The sequence below is a fragment of the Corynebacterium sp. UMB10321 genome (genome assembly GCF_030228725.1).
Classification (GTDB): Bacteria; Actinomycetota; Actinomycetes; order Mycobacteriales; family Mycobacteriaceae; genus Corynebacterium; species Corynebacterium pseudogenitalium.
This window is the reverse complement of sequence record NZ_JASOZC010000006.1, coordinates 51,192-68,447: the sequence shown is the minus strand read 5'-3', so window position 1 is coordinate 68,447 and position 17,256 is coordinate 51,192. Positions and strand designations below refer to the sequence as shown.

18 protein-coding genes and 1 tRNA gene are annotated in these 17,256 nt (G+C 61.0%); 5 read left to right on the top strand and 14 right to left on the bottom strand.

The features are described 5' to 3' along the window. Positions 1-12 precede the first annotated feature (12 nt). From metG to rsmI, 3 genes are all read right to left on the bottom strand, one after another. Entirely contained in the window at positions 13-1,857 is a 1,845-nt protein-coding gene (gene metG / locus QP752_RS07240; RefSeq protein ID WP_284805105.1) for a methionine--tRNA ligase, read from the bottom strand. An 89-nt stretch (positions 1,858-1,946) separates the two neighbouring features. Next, on the bottom strand, positions 1,947-3,764 hold the full coding sequence (locus tag QP752_RS07235; protein WP_083290957.1) for a BCCT family transporter: 1,818 nt from the start codon (positions 3,762-3,764) through the stop codon (positions 1,947-1,949). Positions 3,765-3,881: 117 nt separating this feature from the next. Continuing rightward, positions 3,882-4,757 carry a 16S rRNA (cytidine(1402)-2'-O)-methyltransferase gene (rsmI, locus tag QP752_RS07230; RefSeq protein ID WP_070479269.1) on the bottom strand — a complete coding sequence of 292 codons (876 nt, stop codon included), beginning with the start codon at positions 4,755-4,757 and terminating at the stop codon, positions 3,882-3,884. A 118-nt stretch (positions 4,758-4,875) separates the two neighbouring features. Between rsmI and QP752_RS07225 the strand changes: the two genes are divergently transcribed. Next, positions 4,876-6,432: a dolichyl-phosphate-mannose--protein mannosyltransferase gene (locus tag QP752_RS07225; RefSeq protein WP_070479350.1), complete on the top strand. Its 1,557-nt coding sequence runs from the start codon at positions 4,876-4,878 to the stop codon at positions 6,430-6,432. 4 nt (positions 6,433-6,436) lie between these two features. On the opposite strand, the gene QP752_RS07220 is transcribed toward QP752_RS07225, so the two are convergent. Both QP752_RS07220 and QP752_RS07215 read right to left on the bottom strand, forming a co-directional pair. Beyond that, positions 6,437-7,105, bottom strand: coding sequence for a zf-HC2 domain-containing protein (locus QP752_RS07220; RefSeq protein ID WP_070479267.1), 669 nt, complete (start codon positions 7,103-7,105; stop codon positions 6,437-6,439). Further along, positions 7,098-7,505, bottom strand: a complete 408-nt coding sequence (locus QP752_RS07215) for a DoxX family protein (RefSeq protein ID WP_284805100.1) — start codon at positions 7,503-7,505, stop codon at positions 7,098-7,100. Before QP752_RS07215 ends, QP752_RS07220 begins: the two co-directional genes overlap by 8 nt. A gap of 53 nt (positions 7,506-7,558) precedes the next feature. Between QP752_RS07215 and QP752_RS07210 the strand changes: the two genes are divergently transcribed. Next, positions 7,559-8,164: a DNA-3-methyladenine glycosylase I gene (locus tag QP752_RS07210; protein WP_070976131.1), complete on the top strand. Its 606-nt coding sequence runs from the start codon at positions 7,559-7,561 to the stop codon at positions 8,162-8,164. On the opposite strand, the gene QP752_RS07205 is transcribed toward QP752_RS07210, so the two are convergent. The 6 genes from QP752_RS07205 to QP752_RS07180 all read right to left on the bottom strand — a co-directional run bounded on the left by QP752_RS07205 (position 8,161) and on the right by QP752_RS07180 (position 13,369). Next, positions 8,161-8,769 (bottom strand): cation transporter, encoded by a 609-nt coding sequence (locus QP752_RS07205; RefSeq protein ID WP_284805097.1) that lies wholly within the window; start codon positions 8,767-8,769, stop codon positions 8,161-8,163. The two genes, QP752_RS07210 and QP752_RS07205, sit on opposite strands and share 4 nt — an antisense overlap. Before the next feature lie 231 nt (positions 8,770-9,000). Then, positions 9,001-9,073: transfer RNA gene (locus tag QP752_RS07200), tRNA-Ala, on the bottom strand. Between the two features lie 63 nt (positions 9,074-9,136). Continuing rightward, entirely contained in the window at positions 9,137-10,306 is a 1,170-nt protein-coding gene (gene glpR / locus QP752_RS07195) for a gephyrin-like molybdotransferase receptor GlpR (RefSeq protein WP_256041774.1), read from the bottom strand. A gap of 94 nt (positions 10,307-10,400) precedes the next feature. After that, positions 10,401-11,066: a GNAT family protein gene (locus tag QP752_RS07190; RefSeq protein WP_336621661.1), complete on the bottom strand. Its 666-nt coding sequence runs from the start codon at positions 11,064-11,066 to the stop codon at positions 10,401-10,403. A gap of 3 nt (positions 11,067-11,069) precedes the next feature. Further along, positions 11,070-12,371 (bottom strand): gephyrin-like molybdotransferase Glp, encoded by a 1,302-nt coding sequence (gene glp, locus QP752_RS07185; RefSeq protein WP_284805094.1) that lies wholly within the window; start codon positions 12,369-12,371, stop codon positions 11,070-11,072. A 26-nt stretch (positions 12,372-12,397) separates the two neighbouring features. Further along, positions 12,398-13,369, bottom strand: coding sequence for a UTP--glucose-1-phosphate uridylyltransferase (locus tag QP752_RS07180; RefSeq protein WP_070976124.1), 972 nt, complete (start codon positions 13,367-13,369; stop codon positions 12,398-12,400). A 64-nt stretch (positions 13,370-13,433) separates the two neighbouring features. On the opposite strand from QP752_RS07180, the gene QP752_RS07175 reads away from it, so the two are divergent. Genes QP752_RS07175 through mscL form a run of 3 tightly spaced genes read left to right on the top strand, consistent with a single transcriptional unit; the run spans position 13,434 to position 15,108 of the window. Further along, positions 13,434-14,009 carry a 5-formyltetrahydrofolate cyclo-ligase gene (locus QP752_RS07175; protein WP_070976122.1) on the top strand — a complete coding sequence of 192 codons (576 nt, stop codon included), beginning with the start codon at positions 13,434-13,436 and terminating at the stop codon, positions 14,007-14,009. A gap of 35 nt (positions 14,010-14,044) precedes the next feature. Next, positions 14,045-14,650, top strand: a complete 606-nt coding sequence (locus QP752_RS07170; RefSeq protein ID WP_070362821.1) for an SAF domain-containing protein — start codon at positions 14,045-14,047, stop codon at positions 14,648-14,650. A 53-nt stretch (positions 14,651-14,703) separates the two neighbouring features. After that, positions 14,704-15,108 (top strand): large-conductance mechanosensitive channel protein MscL, encoded by a 405-nt coding sequence (gene mscL / locus QP752_RS07165; protein ID WP_070362822.1) that lies wholly within the window; start codon positions 14,704-14,706, stop codon positions 15,106-15,108. Between the two features lie 5 nt (positions 15,109-15,113). Here the strand turns inward: mscL and QP752_RS07160 are convergent, their stop codons facing one another. The 3 genes from QP752_RS07160 to QP752_RS07150 all read right to left on the bottom strand — a co-directional run bounded on the left by QP752_RS07160 (position 15,114) and on the right by QP752_RS07150 (position 17,190). Then, a complete protein-coding gene (locus QP752_RS07160; protein ID WP_141742264.1) occupies positions 15,114-15,299 on the bottom strand; it encodes a hypothetical protein in 186 nt (61 codons plus the stop codon). A 48-nt stretch (positions 15,300-15,347) separates the two neighbouring features. Continuing rightward, positions 15,348-15,917 carry a molybdenum cofactor biosynthesis protein B gene (locus QP752_RS07155; RefSeq protein ID WP_070362823.1) on the bottom strand — a complete coding sequence of 190 codons (570 nt, stop codon included), beginning with the start codon at positions 15,915-15,917 and terminating at the stop codon, positions 15,348-15,350. Positions 15,918-15,981: 64 nt separating this feature from the next. Further along, positions 15,982-17,190: a S1C family serine protease gene (locus QP752_RS07150; RefSeq protein WP_083290956.1), complete on the bottom strand. Its 1,209-nt coding sequence runs from the start codon at positions 17,188-17,190 to the stop codon at positions 15,982-15,984. Positions 17,191-17,256: the final 66 nt, after the last annotated feature.

The window sequence follows — 17,256 nt, the reverse complement described above, 5'->3', positions numbered from 1 at the left end:
GCTGCCGCAGCGTTACTGCACAGGCGCCCACTCCGGGCCGGTCTCCCCGAGCTCCGGATCGAGCTTCGCCACCAGTGGCTTCGGCTTCGACAGTGCCACGCCGGGCTCCATTGGCACGCGCTTCCATGTCGCCTGCTGCTCGGAGTAGTCGCCGGTGATGGTGAGGTAGGTCTGGCCGCGCTCCGGCAGGCCGACGCCGACGAGATCGTAGTCAGCATCATCGCGAACCTCAACGATGGACGGCTCTGCCGCCCACACACCAGTCCGGCCGAGGGTCTCGTGTACCTTCTGCGCCGTGTGCGGCAGGAACGGGGTCAGCATCGCATTGCAGTCGCTGACCACCTGCAGTGCGGTCCACAGGACCGTCGCCAGACGAGTGCGCTGTTCCGGATCCTTCGCGAGCTTCCACGGCTCCTGGTCCGCGATGTACGCGTTGGTCTCCCCGACCACGTGCATGATCTTGGTGATCGCGCTCTTAAAGTGAGCCTCGGCCAAGTCCTTGCCTGCGGAAACAAACGTGGATTCCGCCAATTCAAGGATTTTCTCGTCCACTTCGGCGAGCTCTCCTGGTTCTGGAACCTCACCGAAGTTCTTGTGCGCCATCGACACAGTGCGGTTGACCAGGTTGCCCCAGCCATTCGCCAGCTCGTTGTTCACACGGCGCACGAACTCGTCCCAGGTGAAGTCCGTGTCGTTGTTCTCCGGTCCGGCCACCGCAATGAAGTAGCGCAACGGGTCCGCACCGAACTCTTTCAGGAAGTCCTTGACGTAGATGACTACGCCCTTCGAAGACGAGAACTTCGAACCAGACATGGTCAGGAACTCCGAGGACACAACCTCAGTCGGAAGATTCAGGGTGCCCAGCTCGTGTTCCTGTCCACCATGCGAGCCTTTGCCCGCGTAGCCGAGCAGCTCCGCTGGCCAGATCTGTGAGTGGAACGTGATGTTGTCCTTGCCCATGAAGTAGTAGCTCGCGGTTTCTGGGTCCTGCCAGAACGTCTTCCACGCATCCGGGTCACCGCTTCGCTCCGCCCACTCAATCGAGGCAGACAAGTAGCCGACCACCGCGTCAAACCAAACATAGAGCTTCTTCGACGGGTTGTCCTGCCAGTCCTCGACCGGGATAGGGATGCCCCAGTCGATGTCACGCGTCATTGCGCGCGGACGCATGTCCTCCAAGAGGTTCAACGAGAACTTCAGCACGTTCGGGCGCCACTTCTCACGGGTGCTCAGCCACGTCTTCAACGCGTCGTGCAGCGCCGGGAGATCCAGCATGAAGTGCTCGGTCTCAACAAACTTCGGCGTCTCGCCGTTGATCTTGGAGACAGGGTTGATCAGGTCTGCTGGGTCGAGCTGGTTACCGCAGGTATCGCACTGGTCACCACGAGCGTCAGTCGCGCCGCAGATTGGGCAGGTGCCCTCAATGTAGCGGTCCGGCAGCGTACGGCCATTCGAAGGAGAGATCGCGCCCTGCGTCGTCTCCTTGATCATGTAACCGTTGGCGTACAGTCCCTTAAACAGCTGCTGCACCACGGCATAGTGGTTACGAGTCGACGTGCGAGTAAACAGGTCGTAGGACAGACCCAAACCGGCCAAGTCGTGCACGATCTGTTCGTTGTAGCGGTCTGCGAGCTCCTTGACGCTCACGCCTTCCTTGTCCGCCTGCACCAACAGCGGGGTCCCGTGTTCGTCGGTGCCGGAGACCATCAGGACGTTGTTGCCAGCCATACGCTGATAGCGCGCAAACACGTCAGAAGGTACCCCGAAACCAGCTACGTGGCCGATGTGGCGGGGGCCGTTCGCATATGGCCACGCAACGCACACAAGGATATTTTTTTGAGTCTTCGCAGAAGTCATGCCCTTAAGCATAAGTTATGGCCCCGACACAACCCATGTTTCGGGTCATATCGGGGCCATGAGCGGTATTCACCGCAGGATGTCAGAGCTTAGTTACGCGGACGCAACATGCGCTTGACCTGCTCCTTCTTCCTATCAAGCTCGAGCTGGTCGCGGTGCATACGGCGTTCAATAGCCAACTGGCGGTTGAAGCGATCCTGTTCCTTCTTGTCCAGGTAAATAGTGTCGTTGGACACGTCCTTCACAATCGCGAACATCAGCAAGATCAGGATGAGCAAGAACGGGGTTGCCGCAACAATCGTCACAGACTGCAGCGCGCCCAGTGCGTCAGAGCCGCCAGCGATCAGCAGCGTCAGGCCAACGAACGCGGTGCCAAGGCCCCAGACAGCTGCGATCCATGGGTTCGCATCCGATTTACCGTTCTGCGACATAGACGCCATCACGGTCGAAGCCGAGTCAGCCGAGGTGATGAAGAACGTACCCAGCAGGATCACCGCGAAAATACCAATGTAGAAGCCACCAGGCAGCTGGTGCAGCAGGTTGAAGAGCTGCTCTTCCGAGGTACCCTCGCCGTAAATGGAACGACCGTCCTGCTCGAACTTGATCGCGGTGCCGCCAAAGATGGCGAACCAGACGGTGGACAGGCCTGCTGGAATCAGCATGACGCCAAGGCAGAACTCGCGAATCGTGCGGCCACGGGAAATTCGTGCCAGGAAGGTGCCAACGAATGGTGACCAGGAGATCCACCATGCCCAGTAGAAGATGGTCCAACCGGACAGGAAGTCTCCTGCTTCACCGTTCTGGTTCTCAGCGGTACGGCCAGCCATCTCAAAAAACTGGGACAGGTATGCGCCGACGCCCGTCGGCAAGAAGTTCAGGGTGCTGACGGTTGGGCCGAAAACGAACACGAAAATAGCCAGCAACGCAGCAATCGCCATATTGAAGTTCGACAGCCACTGGATTCCCTTGCCGACGCCCGACATCGCGGACAGCAGGAATGCAAGAGTCAGGACGGACACGATGCCGACCGTCAGCTTCGTCGACGGCGAATCCACAAAGCCGGAAGCGTTCAGGCCCGAGCTAATCTGCATCGCGCCCAAGCCCAGCGAACATGCGGTACCGAAAATCGTTGCAAAAATTGCAAAACCATCAATGAGCTTGCCCCAGAAACCGTTCACGCCCTTTTCACCAATCAGCGGGATGAAGGCGCTAGAGAGCAGTTGCTTGCGGCCGAGGCGGAACGTCGAGTACGCGATCGCAAGGCCCAAGATCGCGTAAATCGCCCATGGGTGCAGGCTCCAGTGGAACATTGTCTGCGCGAGCGCAGTGCCCACTTCGTGTGGCTGGTGGCCAGGGACACCATCGCGGTACATCGCCAGCGGCTCAGACGCACCGTAGAACATCAGACCAATGCCCATGCCTGCCGCGAACATCATCGCAATCCATGACGACGTTCTAAACTCCGGTTGTTCGTCCGACTTGCCCAGGCGGATCGTACCGAAGTTCGAAAACGCGATTACCAAGACAAAGAACACAAAAATCGTGCCGAAGAGCACGAACGCCCAGCCAAGGTTGTTAATCACCCAGCTGAAGGACGTATCAGCAAAGCGCGAGAAACTATCTGTTGCTAACAGGCCCCAAGCGACGACGGCCGCCACCACGACGAGAAGCGGAACAACGATGCTCCAGTCAATCTTCGCGTTCTCGTCCTCCGCAGCAAGCTCAACCTGCTCCTCTGCGTCGACCGATTCTTTACGCTCCCCGCGCCGCTCTGCAACGATGAGCTCGGCAAGCTCGCTCGTCGCAGACGGTGCGGCAATTTCGGTTTCATCGGAATTTATCTGTTCAGTACTCCGAGTTTCTGCATCAGGATCATGCGGATCCTGGGTCAGGTCTCCCTGAGACATGAAAAATTCTCCTCAATTCCATAGAAAATAAGAAAGCTTTAGCAGGTTAACTGAATTCGGCTGCTATATCTAATCCAATTCGTCCACGTAGTGCCCATTTTCAGCCAAAAAGTCTGACTATTCCGCGCTGCGAGCTTCCTGAGCGAGGTCATATAATTCGCCCGATTTCACCCCGTGCTGCTTCGCGATAGTCTTCACTGCATCCTTCATCCGCATACCCCCGCTTACCAGCTCTAAGACGAGTTCCACAAGGTCTTCGGGCTCCGCTGTTGCGGCGTCACCGCCCTCGATGACAACGGTGACTTCTCCCCTCACTCCGTCCTTGGCCCACTCGGCGAGTTCACCAAGTGTCGCGCGCTTTACTTCTTCGTACGTTTTTGTCAGTTCGCGGCACACCGCTGCACGTCGATCGCGGCCGAGGACCGAAGCGGCGTCGGCAAGCGTCTGTGCCAGTCGGTGCGGTGATTCGAAGAAGCACACGGCGCGCGGTTGGTGCACAAGCTCCTTGAGCCAGGCTTCCCGCGCGCCTGCCTTGCGTGGAGCAAAGCCATCGAAGATGAAGTGCCCTACATGCAAGCCTGAGAGCGCAAGCGCCGTCGTGACAGCAGAGGGGCCAGGCAGGCAAGTCACGGGGACGCCGGCGTCGTGTGCCGCTGCAACGAGTGAAAGGCCAGGGTCGGACACAATCGGCATGCCGGCGTCGGTCACCACGAGCACAACGCCATTGCGAGCAGCCACGAGCAACTCGTCCCGCCGCTGCTCTTCGTTGTGGTCAAAATTCGAGATGATCTTCCCACGCGGTTCCACCCCCAAGGCTGCCGCTAGCGCGCGGGTGCGCCGCGTATCCTCCGCCGCAATCACGTCTGCGTTCGCGAGTGCGTGCTGAAGCCGCTGCGAGGCGTCATCAATATTGCCGAGCGGCGTAGCGGCCAGCACTACCCCACGTGTTGGAAACTGGTGTTGCAACGTCGCTTGAGTGTCTGCACTATCCATGCATTAGATACTAGGTGCAGCTACAGATAATGCGGCGAACACAGTAGTATCCATTCACGTGAATACCAATGCGCCCATCGATACCGTCCAGAGTGAAGCGTCGCCAACGCCCGCGTTGATGAAGCCTGGCAGGCCCCAGCCGGGAGCACCAGTCAGTGTGCCATGGCATCGCAGGGACACCGTGACGCTGACGGTACTGACGGTCCTCGCGCTGTTCACGCGCTTCCTCGGGCTGGTGCAGCCGACGTCTTCTGGCACCCCGGTCTTCGATGAGAAGCACTACGTGCCGCAGGGCTGGGACATGGTGCGCAGCTCCTTTAACCCAGTGCTGGGCGGCATCGAGTCCAACCCCGGTTATGGGCTGGTGGTGCACCCGCCGCTGGGCAAGCAGCTCCTCGCGCTTGGTGAAACCGTCTTCGGCTACACCCCGATGGGTTGGCGCATCATGACAGCGCTCTTTGGTACCGCAGTAATCGTGTTCACGTTCCTGCTCGCCCGACGCGTGAGCCAGTCGACGTCGATCGCAGCCATCGCAGGCGTCATCGCGCTTTTCGACGGCGTGTTGCTGGTCGCAGCCAAATTCGGCATGCTGGACATCTTCCAGGTGCTGTTCATCGTCGCCGCCGCGTGGACGCTCGCAGGTGACATGCGCCAGGTACACCAGCGTTGGCACGACGCCTGGCTGTCAGGTGCTGTGCAGTCCTCGGGTCCGTACGGGCCGCGCCTCGGGTTCCGCTGGTGGCGCTTCGCTACCGGTGTGTTGCTCGGACTCGCCCTGGGCGTGAAGTGGTCGGGGTTGTATTACATCGCGTTCTACGGCCTGATGTCTGCGTTTTGGGATCTGTGGCTGCGAAAGCGTTATGGCGTCGAGAAGCCGCTGGCTGGCGCACTGGTGCGCGACGTGCCCTCTGCACTCGCCTCGATCGTGCTGTTGCCCGCACTCCTCTATATCTGGTCGTGGCGCGCATGGTTCGCCTCTGAGACTTCTGTGTACCGCCACTCCCTGGCGGACGGCACGATCGCAGGTTCTGACTGGCCGTGGCTCGCCAACCTGCCGGATGCCGCTGCTGGATGGCTGTATTACCACTTCTCCGTGCTCGAGTTCCACGGCTCCCTCACGAGCTCTAGCGGGCACTCGCACCCATGGGACTCCAAGCCGTGGGCGTGGCTCGTCGCAGCACGCCCGATCCTCTACTACTCCTCCACCGACATCGAGTGCGGCGACGGCAACACCTGCCGCGAAATGATTTCACTGTTCGGCACCCCGGCGATCTGGTGGCTCACCATCCCCGTGTTGCTGTGGGCAGCGTGGGTCTGGATTACCCGACGCGACTTCCGCGTCATCGTGCCAGTCATCGGCTTTGCCGCAGGCTTCCTGCCGTGGCTTGCGGCGTTCGACCGCCAGATGTACTTCTTCTACGCCACCGCGCTCATTCCGTTTACCGCAGTGCTGCTCGCGCTGGCGCTCGGAAACATCGCGAAGAAAGGCACGCTACGGGAACCTAAGTGGCTGGTGAAGCTGACCGGCGCCCCGATTCGCACCGGCCAAATCATCGTGATTGTCTACCTCGCCGTTGTGGCGGCAAGCTTCGTCTACTGGGGTCCGATCCTGTACGGCCTTCGAGTCACCGACGGCTACTACGAGTCCCTCATGTGGTTCCCGAGCTGGAAATAGTTCGCTAGAGGCCGGTCGGGTCTGCGTTGAGCAAGTGCCACGCGCGGCGCATGGCCACGCCTTTGTCCGCGATCCACGTCCAGGCGAGCGCCAACAACGCGATTCCCGGAGCGATGACCGTCATCGGTGCCACTGCTCCGATACGCTGCACAGCATCAAGCACCGCAAACCCCAGGGTAAACGTGAACATCGTCCCCACGATCAACACGATGCCGGGGATCTGGGCAGGCTTCCAGGACGCGAGCCCCAACGACAGGCCCACGCCGAAGCGGACCGCAACCCCCATCAGCGTGGCTGCGGCGACCTCGGGAGTCTGCGCCAACGCCTCGCCCACACCGACGACCCCAACGATGGCCCACACAATCCAGCACACCGCGATCGCACACAGCGCGGCTCTGCCAATCATCACGTTGACTTGTCGGCGCTGCATCATCGCGTGCCACGGGTCGTTGACCCCGGCGAGGATCGCGTCAGCGAGGTCGCTCGGAGGAGCCACATTGCCGTCAACCTCTGCAAAGCGCACCGTCTGCGACAAGGAAAGCGCCTGCTCCCAAAACGCGGCGCACTCCTCGCACTGCGCCAGGTGGGCGTCCACGATGGCGTCGTCAAGCGATGGTTGCTCCCCGTCGAGCCGCGCGGACAGGCAGGCCTGAATCTCGTCATGGCTAATCACGTGTGAGCACCCCGTCCAAGCTTGCGCGCCCCGGCCCGAACACGATGACCACGAACAACGCCGCGGCGAGCACCATCGTGTATTCAATACCGCCATCGGCAACGAAGAAACCGTTGCTCAAATGCACGAAGTAGGTTGCCGCCACCGCCAATAATGCAAGTACCGACGCGACGATCGTAGTCAGCAGACCAATGACGAGGAACGCTCCCCCAACCAGCTCAACGAATCCCGCCAGGTACGCCGACAGCGTCGGCTGAGGCACCCCAATCGCCGCAAAGTCCTCCGCAGTGCGCCGCATTCCCAGCTCAAACCAGCGCTGGTACCCACGCGCAACAAACACGATCCCGAGCACCGCGCGGATGACTAAGAGCGCAAAATCTCGAACTGCTGGCCTGTTCATGCACACTAGAGTACTCAAGGAACCGAACTAGACAGAAAAACGTCAAACTACGTATGGATAAAGAAACGAAGCAACAATTCCCAATCACCGGCGACGACGGACTCAGCCGCCCACCCTGGGCCGCACACGATCCGCTCCTGCGCCACTACTACGACACCGAATGGGGCATGCCCATCCGCGACGAGGCCGGAATGTTCGAGCGCCTCTGTCTCGAGGGGTTCCAAGTCGGATTGTCGTGGAAGCTCATTCTGCAAAAGCGCGACGCCCTACGCGAAGCCTTCTACGGATTCGACCCCGACGCCCTCGCACGGATGGACTCAATCGAGCATCTTCTTGACGACGCCTCCCTGATCCGCAACCGGCGCAAACTCCAGGCGGTGCTCACCAACGCGTCCGCCACCCGCGAGTTGCGGGAATCCGGCACGGATCTTGCAACCTTTATCTGGTCCTACCAGCCAGAAACCACACCTGCACCCCGCACAATGGAGGAGGTTCCAACGCAGTCTGAGGAGTCACGCCGCCTCGCGCGCGATCTGAAGAAGCGTGGCTTCACCTTCGTCGGCCCCGTCACGATGTACGCGCTCATGGAATCGACCGGCATCATCGACACGAACTTGGTCGGCACGCACCGGCGAGGAGCCTCCGGGGTGTGGAGCTAGTCGTCATCCATCTCTGCGAAGGCTTCCTCCACCGAGTCGTACTCCTCGCGGGACGCCTCCCAGACTTCCTTCGCAGCTGAGAAGTTCACCGCTGCGATGATGGCGCCAACGATGATGTCGAACCAAGCGGTGGACCACACGAACGTCAGTAACCCGGCCGCAATGATGAGCAGGTTCGCCAGTGCGTCGTTGCGCGCTGCGAGCCATGCCCCCTTCGCCAAGGAGGATCCCTGGTCACGCAGCTTGAGCAGGATCACCGCGCACACGACATTCACCACGAGCGCACCAACCGCGACCCCCGTAAGGCCCTCCGGCGATGGCGGCTCCGGGTCCAGCACCTTCGCAACAACGGTCACCACCGCCGCGACCGCCGGAATCAGAATCAACGCCGCCAACACACTGCCCGCCGTACGACGCCGCGATGCCGGCCAAGCGACCGCGAAGAACACCAGGAAGTTAATCGCTGTATCCTCCAGGAAGTCCGCCGAGTCCGCAAACAACGACGCCGACCCAATCGAGACAGCCGCCACAAACTCAACGAAGAAGTACGCCAAGTTCAGCAGCGCAACCACCAGTACTGCTCGGCGGATCCGTTCTGTAGCCACGAGGTTCTCCTTTTCTTCGGCTGTCTTGCGTGTAGCACTCCTGTAGCACTCTAGCGACGTTGGTTGCTCTGTTCTAAGCGTTCCTGAACGTTGGCTGGGCACCGCAATCCACTAGCCCAATCATGCGACCTGGGCTTTTGCCAGCCCGCTTGCCGAAAAACCCGGAATTTGGAGCCAGCACAAACACAACAAAACCCCAGGCCACCAACGACCTGGGGTTTTACGGAACTGTGGAGCTAAGGGGAATCGAACCCCTGACCTTCGCATTGCGAACGCGACGCTCTACCAACTGAGCTATAGCCCCTCGCTGGAGAAAACGTTACTCCTCTTCTCCGCTGATGCTAAATCGTCCGGTTACCCAGGCGATTTAGCTCGCCCGTGGGGCGCGGTTGTCGTCCTCGCCGTATGGGTAGTGGGGGGAATCCGTGTGGTCCTCGAAGATTGCGGAGGATGCTTCGGGGAGGTCGGTGAAGTCGGGGTGGGCGTCGTCAAGGTCGAGGGCTACGGATTCTCCGTATCGACGCGGCCACTCCTGCCTGGGGTGCGTCGAATCTGCAGTGGCGACGCCGAGGCGCGCGCGGCGCAGCTGGCGCATGCGGCGGCGATGCAGCGCACGCTCCTGACGGACGACGCTGCGCAGCACAACCATGAACCAGGTGGTCAGGGCGACGGAGGCCGCAGGCAGGATCCATGTCCAGCCGCCTGCGACGAACGCGATCACAAACGTGACCACGCAGGCGATGATGAGGCCCAGGAAGGTGCGCTGACGGCGCATAAAGCGGTCTTCGCGTGCCCGGCGTGCACGGTCTGGGTCCCAGCCGCCACGGCCGCGGCGGGCCTCTGCAAACGCGAGATCTTCGTCGGTGACTGCGACCTCTTCATCTGGAGCGTCCTGCTCGTCCTCGGTTTCCTCGGCAGTGAGCTCTTCGGCGTCCATCTCTGCCGTCACGCCAGTGTCGTATCCGAAGTCAGCTGCGGAGTAGTACGAGTCGGGGATGCTTTCGGCTTCTGCTACCGAGGCCTCCGGATCCTCCGCAGTCTCGAGTGCTACCGCATCGGCGTCGTCTGAAGAATCGTCTGAAGCCTCATCCACTTCATCGGCGGACTCAGTCTCAGCCTCAGCGGACTCTGCTTCAACTGCCGCATCCTCGACTGGCTCCGCTTCGATGACCTCTCCCTCAATAACGTTTGAGTCGGTATCTTCTTCGGAGCCAGCGTCTTCCTGGTTCTTCGAGAAGAAGTTTCGGATGACCGCACTGTCATCGATGAGCACTTCGCTGGCAGCTGGCTCGTGTTCGACGGCTTCGACGAGTTCCACGTCCGCAGTGTCTTCGTCGTGCAGGTGCACGTCCGCAGCGGTCACGCGTGGGCGGCGACGAACCTCCATGGGTTCCGTACCACCGGTGTGCAGGACCCTCGTCTCGTCGTACCCTTCGCCGGAGCGGCGAATTGGTTTGTTGTTGCCAAATACGAGTGGTGCCAGCACGATGACCCACACGACGATCATCAAGATAATGATCAAGCTCGGGCTACCCATACAGCGAAGCCACCTTCCTAAAACTACCCTCGAAACTGACCTTTAACGGTAGCGAGCAATCCGCTCTTCCGGCCCGAGCCACGCCGGGGCCGCGTCATCGAATTCGGCCGGAACGCCGCAGCCTGTCTACGGCCGTGGTCGGGTAGTCATCTTCGGTCATTGCGACGAAGTAGTGGTCGCGCCAACGGCCGTCGATATGAATGTTTCCCCGCATGAATCCTTCTTCGCGGAAACCCACGGTCTGCAGGACGTGGCCGCTGGCCGGGTTGTCTGGAAGGTACGTCGCAGTCACGCGGTGCAGGCCCACCCGCGCAAAGGTGTGGTCAACGCCCAAGGCGCACGCGGCCGTGGCGACGCCGCGCCCTTGATACGGGCTGTGCACCCAGTAGCCGATCCAGCACTCGTCGACGGTTCCGCGCTGAATACCGCCGAGGGTCAGTTGGCCGGCAAAGTGGCCGTCGACCTCTATCACCATCGGTACGACGGTGCCATCTGCAGCCATTTCTTTGAGCATCGTCCACTGCCCCGCCCAAGCGCTCTTGGTGTGAGCAGCTTCCCATGTGGAATGGATCGTTGGTTCTACCGGCTGCAACCACTGCTGGTCGAGCAGGCGGGTACGGCACCATTCCCCGCCATCCTGCAAGCGCAGGGGCCGCAGCGTGACGGTTTCTCCACTCGGAAGTCTGACGAACGGGGTGCGTTCGGGCCAACCAGGTGTGGGTCCGTGCAGCCAAGTTTCAATCCTTCGCAGCAGGCCCAACGTCTATCCCCGCTGCTGGAGGAATTCGACGTCCACCACGTCGCCTGGGCGGATCTCCGCGGTGGACTCCGGCAGGCGAATCATGGCGTTGGCTTCCGCGAAGCCTGCGAAGAGGTGGGAGGTTTCGCCACCGGCACCGCCGAGGCCTTCGACTAAGTAGTCGCCGGTCTCCGTGTCTCGCATGAGGCGTGCACGGATGTAACCACGCCGCCCCAGCTGCGAGGTAATTGCCCGCATCGAGCGTGCGCGAACCACCGGGCGCTGCCAAGACTGCTTGCCCAGCGCTTGGCGGATTGCCGGTCGCACGATGGTTTCGGCGATCACGAGCGCGGCCGTCGGATTGGACGGCAGCAGGAAGACCGGCACATGTTCCTCACCCAGCGTGCCGAAACCCTGGACGGACCCGGGGTGCATGGCCACTCGAGTGGTGTCGATTTCCCCGAGGTCATGCAGCACTTCTTGGAGTGTCTGCGCGCCTGAACCACCAACCGCGCCGGTGATCACTATCATCTCGCTGCGCCCAATGTAGCCAGCCAGGATTTCCCGCATTTTCCGCGGTTCAGCGTTCATGATGCCGGCACGGTGTACATCTGCACCCGCTTCTTCGGCGGCAGCGGAAACGACGTAGGAGGCGACGTCGATAACTTGGCCCAAGCCTGGCTCTCGTTCGATGTCAACGAGTTCCATGCCGAAACTCAGCACGGTGACCCTCGGCCGGGGATACACCAGTACTTTTGTGCGCCCAGCAGCGGCTAGCAGCCCAATTTGTGCAGGTCCGAGGACCGTGCGGGGGCGCACTGCGATGTCGCCTGGCTGGATATCAGCCCCCGGCTTGCGTACGAACTCGCCACTTGCAACTGGGCGTTGCGGCGTAACCCGCTTGGTGCCCCGGTCGCTCCATTCCAGTGGCAACACGGCGTCGGCAAGTGTGGGAAGCGGGGCACCTGTTGCAACCCGCACCGCTTGGCGTGGCTGCAGGCGCAACGGCTTCTGGGAACCGGCGGGAACCTCCCCCACCACGGGTAGAGCACGATCGGCGTTGGTGCGTGGGCGCGAATCGCGCTCCGGCTCGCCGTCTTCTTCCGCCTGGCGCGGCTTCACCCGCAGGCCTGCGGATCCTCCGACGTCGACCGCGCGGACGGCGTAGCCGTCGATGGCTGCTTGCGAAAAGCCGGGCAGCGCGCGTGTCGCTACGACTTCCTCGGCGCACATCAGCCCCAGCGCGTCGTCGATCCCCACTCGGATCGGCTCGGGGGTCCGGATTGCGTCGCCAATTATGGCAAGCTGCTCATCAACACCGCGCATCAGCCACGCCTCTTTCTACGCCTTCGTTAGCGTTGTTCATCACCCGTGAGTTCGGGGTGTTCGGCCTCAAAGTCGTTCATGATCTGCTTGAGTGCCGTGTACAGTGCAGGTCCGTACTTCGGGTCGTGCAAACCAAAGTCCACATTAGCGGGAATGTAGCCGCCCGGGTTGCCCAAATCGTGGCGCTTGCCGTGGTGCACCACGATGTGCACTGGATGACCTTCCTGGATCATCAGCTCGATCGCATCGGTCAGTTGCAGCTCCCCGCCCTTGCCCGGCGTGATGCGACGCAGCGCATCAAAAACTGCCCGGTCAAGCAGGTAGCGTCCGGTGGCCACGAGCGTCGACGGCGCGTCTTCCACGGCTGGCTTTTCCACCATGCCCTTCACGCGCTTGACCTCGACGCCCTCAATAGTCTCGTCGACGTCTTCGACATCAAACACGCCGTAGTTAAAGACTTCCTCCGGCGTCACGTTGAACGCACACAGCACGGAGCCGCCGAGCTTCTCGCGGGTGCGCACCATTTTCTCCATCACGCCGGTGGGAAGCACAAGGTCATCTGGCAGCATGACGGCGACAACGTCCTCGTTTTCGTCGAGGGCAGATTCCGCGCAGCTCACCGCGTGGCCAAGGCCCAACGGCTTCTCCTGCGTCACGGCGACTGCATTAATAAGGTCCGCGGCGCGGGCGACCTTCTTCACTTGGTCGTCTTTCCCGCGCGCCGCGAGGGTCTCGCGCAGCAGTTCGAACTCGCCGAAGTGGCGCATGATTTCTTCTTTTGCCGGAGCTGTCACGATCACCAATCGGCGAGCGCCGAGCTCTGCCGCTTCCTCGGCAATCAGCTCGATACCGGGTGTATCCACCACGGGCAGGAGTTCCTTAGGAACAGTCTTCGTAGCTGGCAAAAACCGTGTACCCATGCCAGCTGCCGGCACCACGACGGTCTTCACGCCACGCGACGCAGGCTGCTGGGAGGTTTCTTCATTAGACTTCCGCATAAAGATCTACTTTACCTCTGTATGGCCCGACTATCGTTTCCGACTCGTGAGGAGGCTCCCCCACTTGCACACCAAGCAAACTATCCGCGAAGCACACACTACTTTTCGACGCCACCTCGCCAGCAAACCCGACGAAAAGCGTCAACGCGACGCCAGCATCCTCCAGCACACGCTCAAGGCTCTCGATCACTTCGGCGCCGTGGGCAGTGAAATCAGCGCCTACCACCCGTTGCGCACGGAACCCGCTGCAGCTGACTACCCGCTGCAGCTCGCCCAACACGCAAGAACGGTGTGGCTGCCAATTTCGCTTCCTGGCGGTGTGTTGCAATGGGCCGCGTGCACCGAAGAACAGCAGCCGGGCGCGCTTGGCATCGCGGAGCCAGTCGGTTCCCGGTTCTCAAGCGAGGTGCTCAAAGGTTGCGCTGCGCTGGTGATCCCGGCGCTCGCTGTGGACCGCCGCGGGCAACGTTTGGGTAAGGGCGCCGGCTATTACGACCGGGCGCTTGAGCAGGTCCGCGACCACCGCATCCCTATTGTTGCGGTGGTGTTTGACGAAGAGGTCGTCGACACGCTGCCAGCGCAACCTCACGATGTGCCCGTCGATGCAATCGTGACAGACCGCGGATTTTTCCCACTCTAAGGAACCTTCCGGGCCACACCCGCGTCTAAAGACGCATGAAGCCCGCCTCATTCCTTCGCGACCTCCGCATGCCCGGTTACCACCGCACCGTCACAGTGCGCCGCACGATCGCAGTAGTGTTGCTGCTGGTAGCAGGCGCAAGCATACTTTTCGACGCCCGCTCCGCCGACCCACCCGCTGTTGTCTTCGCCCGCGACGTTGAGGCCGGCACAGTGCTCACCACGGCGGACGTGGAGCTTCGCAGGCTGCCGCCCTCTGTTGTTCCCGCGAACGCCTTGGGCAGTACAGACCTCGCCGTCGGACAGGTCCTCGCGGCTGGTGCATCCGCGAACGAAGTAGTTACCAACACCCGTCTTGTCGGACCGGACCTTAAAGCTTCGCTGATCGAAAGCGATGACGACCCGCACGACTTCACCATGGTTCCGGTCACGCTCGCGGAACCGGAACTCATCCCGATGCTGCATCACGGCGCCGGCGTAGACGTGGTCGCGCCAGGCCCGCGAGTTATTGCGCGTGGCGGAAGGGTGGTCACGACGAACGAGGAGGGGTCAATCCTGGTACTGCTGCGCAGTGTCGATGCAGCCAACGTTGCGGCCGCATCACTGACGGACCCGTTAACAGTTGTATTGACCACACGATAGTTTGTTGCCTATAGTTTTTAGGTCCAAATCCAAACCTTACAAAGGAGACCCTAATGCTTGAGGGCTTTAAGAACTTTATTCTGCGCGGCAACGTTATTGACCTCGCAGTCGGTGTTGTTATTGGTGCTGCGTTCACCGCAGTTGTTACCGCTTTCTCCGACAACATCATCAACCCGCTGATCGCTTCCGTCGGTGGCGCTGATTACTCCGGCCTTGGCTTCCACATCATTTCCGGCAACGACGCAACTTTCCTCGACTTCGGCGCGCTGATCACTGCAGCGATTAACTTCCTGCTGATCGCGGCAGTCGTCTACTTCGTGATCGTCGCTCCGATGAACAAGCTCGACGAGATGCAGAAGCATAAGCGCGGCATCCAGCCAGACGCCCCGGCTCCGACCGAGACCGAGCTGCTCACCGAAATCCGCGACCTGCTCTCCGAGAAGCCCGCGCAGCAGTAGTACTGCTATTCTCCGTAATGGGGTGGTCGCTCGTACTCATAAAAGGCTTTGCCTGTGAGTTCTGGCTCGCCGTCGCCGTCGATATCGACGCTGCGCCCGGCATCATAGCCCGTCCGCCCAGAAGCCGCGTCACCAAATAGTTGCGTGCGTTCAGGACTACGGTCGTATTCTGCTTCCGACCGTCGCTCCACGCGCCTCCGCTGGTGGCGCGGCTTTTTCATGCTCGCCATCGTTCCTGATTACGCCTGTACGGAGTAGGTATTCAGCTCGCCGATCAGGTGCTGGACTAGTGGTGCGATCGTCGATACGCCGTCGCGTATCGCTTGGCGGCTTGCGGCGAGGTTTACCACGACGGTCGAACCAGAGACGCCACACACACCGCGCGACGTGCAGGCATCCACCGCTCCACACGCCTGGCCCGACGAACGAACCGCCTGTGCTACACCGGGCACGTTCTTGTCGATCACGGCCTTCGTCGCCTCTGGCGCCGTATCACGTGGCCCGACGCCAGTGCCACCGACGGTCAGCACCAGGTCAACCCCACCAACGACACCGGTTTCGATCGCTTTGCGGATCTCCGCCTCGCTCGAATTGACGTGCACCACCGCGTCAACGGTAAACCCGAACTCGCTGAGCAACTCGACGAGCATGTCACCCGTGGTATCCCCTTCTGAGCTGTATCGGCGGTCCCCAACCAGCACTGCGATGGCCGCAGGAGGCGTCGGAGTCTGCTCGGCGAGCTCTGCGGCCTTCAGCGATGCTTCGTCGGGCTCCCCAACCGTGTCAAGCAATACTTCTGTCGTTGGCATGCCAGGTCTCCTGTCGTGTCGTTGCGAAATCGCACAGTTTCATTTTCATTGTTTGCTTCAAAACTTACCCGTTGCTCAGGGTTACATCTACGGAATGAGGAGCTTCTTCTCCCTCCCGCAAGACTTCAAGCTGAACGACCTGCCCGAAGTCCTTCGACCGCGTCGCCGCAATCAACGCATCCGCTGAGTCAATCAGCCGACCGTCCAGCTTGGTAATCACATCACCTTCTCGGATACCGGCCTTTTCTGCTGGACTACCAGGCTCAACTCCGGCGACCACGGCGCCGTCGATACGAGTGCCGCGAATCGAAACGCGGACGCCCAACATCGGCTGCGACGCCTTGCCGGTTTCAATGAGCTGCTGCGCGACACGCTTGGCAAAATTCGACGGAATCGCGAACCCGAGACCAATCGAGCCCGACGACTGCTCGCCACCAAAGCCGCCCGCCGAGAGCGAAGCAATAGCCGAGTTCATCCCGATCAGGTGCCCCTGCATATCCACGAGCGGACCACCCGAGTTACCAGGGTTAATCGCAGCGTCTGTCTGCAGCCCGTCCATCAACGAGCTCTCCCCACCGCCCTGGGCCGCACGCACCGGGCGGTTCTTCGCGGAGATGATGCCACTGGTTACCGTCGCCGAGAGCCCAAGTGGGGAACCAACTGCGACAACCTGCTGGCCAACCTTCAGCTCGTCCGAGTTGCCGAAGTCAAGCACAGGGAGATTTTCGACGCCATCAACCTTCAGCACGCCAATATCAGTGTTGACGTCCGACGCTACAAACGTAGCCGAGTGCTTCGAACCGTCGTTGAACACCACCTGAATCTCGGACCGTTCGGTCGCCGCAGCGCCGATCACGTGGTGGTTCGTCAAAATGTAGCCGTCGGAGGAAATAATCGACCCCGACCCTTCCGCGATACCATTCGGCGTCGCCACAGTGATGGATACAACCGAAGGCAGCACTGCGGCCGCAACCTGCTCAACGGAGCCATCAGGCGCAGTCTCTGGCGATGCGAGGCTCGGGTTCTCAAGTGCGTTGTAGTGCTGCTGTTCGCCGTTATCGTTCGCAGCGACGACTGCGTACCCGGCGCCGGCGCCGGCCAACAGCGAAAGCACTACGGAGCACGCCACTGTAGCCGCCCCCAGCCCACGCCGCTGCTTTTGCTGCGGTGCAGACTGCACGAATGCGGTTTCCGGGGAGGCCTCCTGTGGATAGGAGGCCTCGTACGGGTTTTGTTGTGGCGTATTTGATTGTGGTGAATACGGGTTCGTCATGTGCAGTAGTATGCACGACGCCACTGTGGTAGCACTAAAAAGTAAACTCGTTCTCTCGCAATGTTT

Excerpts from the sequence above, each read along its gene's own strand:
- metG (WP_284805105.1), bottom strand. The coding sequence starts at position 1,857 with ATGACTTCTGCGAAGACTCAAAAAAATATCCTTGTGTGCGTTGCGTGG.
- QP752_RS07235 (WP_083290957.1), bottom strand. The coding sequence starts at position 3,764 with ATGTCTCAGGGAGACCTGACCCAGGATCCGCATGATCCTGATGCAGAA.
- rsmI (WP_070479269.1), bottom strand. The coding sequence starts at position 4,757 with ATGGATAGTGCAGACACTCAAGCGACGTTGCAACACCAGTTTCCAACA.
- QP752_RS07225 (WP_070479350.1), top strand. The coding sequence starts at position 4,876 with ATGAAGCCTGGCAGGCCCCAGCCGGGAGCACCAGTCAGTGTGCCATGG.
- QP752_RS07215 (WP_284805100.1), bottom strand. The coding sequence starts at position 7,505 with ATGAACAGGCCAGCAGTTCGAGATTTTGCGCTCTTAGTCATCCGCGCG.
- QP752_RS07210 (WP_070976131.1), top strand. The coding sequence starts at position 7,559 with ATGGATAAAGAAACGAAGCAACAATTCCCAATCACCGGCGACGACGGA.
- glpR (WP_256041774.1), bottom strand. The coding sequence starts at position 10,306 with ATGGGTAGCCCGAGCTTGATCATTATCTTGATGATCGTCGTGTGGGTC.
- glp (WP_284805094.1), bottom strand. The coding sequence starts at position 12,371 with ATGCGCGGTGTTGATGAGCAGCTTGCCATAATTGGCGACGCAATCCGG.
- QP752_RS07180 (WP_070976124.1), bottom strand. The coding sequence starts at position 13,369 with ATGCGGAAGTCTAATGAAGAAACCTCCCAGCAGCCTGCGTCGCGTGGC.
- QP752_RS07170 (WP_070362821.1), top strand. The coding sequence starts at position 14,045 with ATGAAGCCCGCCTCATTCCTTCGCGACCTCCGCATGCCCGGTTACCAC.
- mscL (WP_070362822.1), top strand. The coding sequence starts at position 14,704 with ATGCTTGAGGGCTTTAAGAACTTTATTCTGCGCGGCAACGTTATTGAC.
- QP752_RS07155 (WP_070362823.1), bottom strand. The coding sequence starts at position 15,917 with ATGCCAACGACAGAAGTATTGCTTGACACGGTTGGGGAGCCCGACGAA.
- QP752_RS07150 (WP_083290956.1), bottom strand. The coding sequence starts at position 17,190 with ATGACGAACCCGTATTCACCACAATCAAATACGCCACAACAAAACCCG.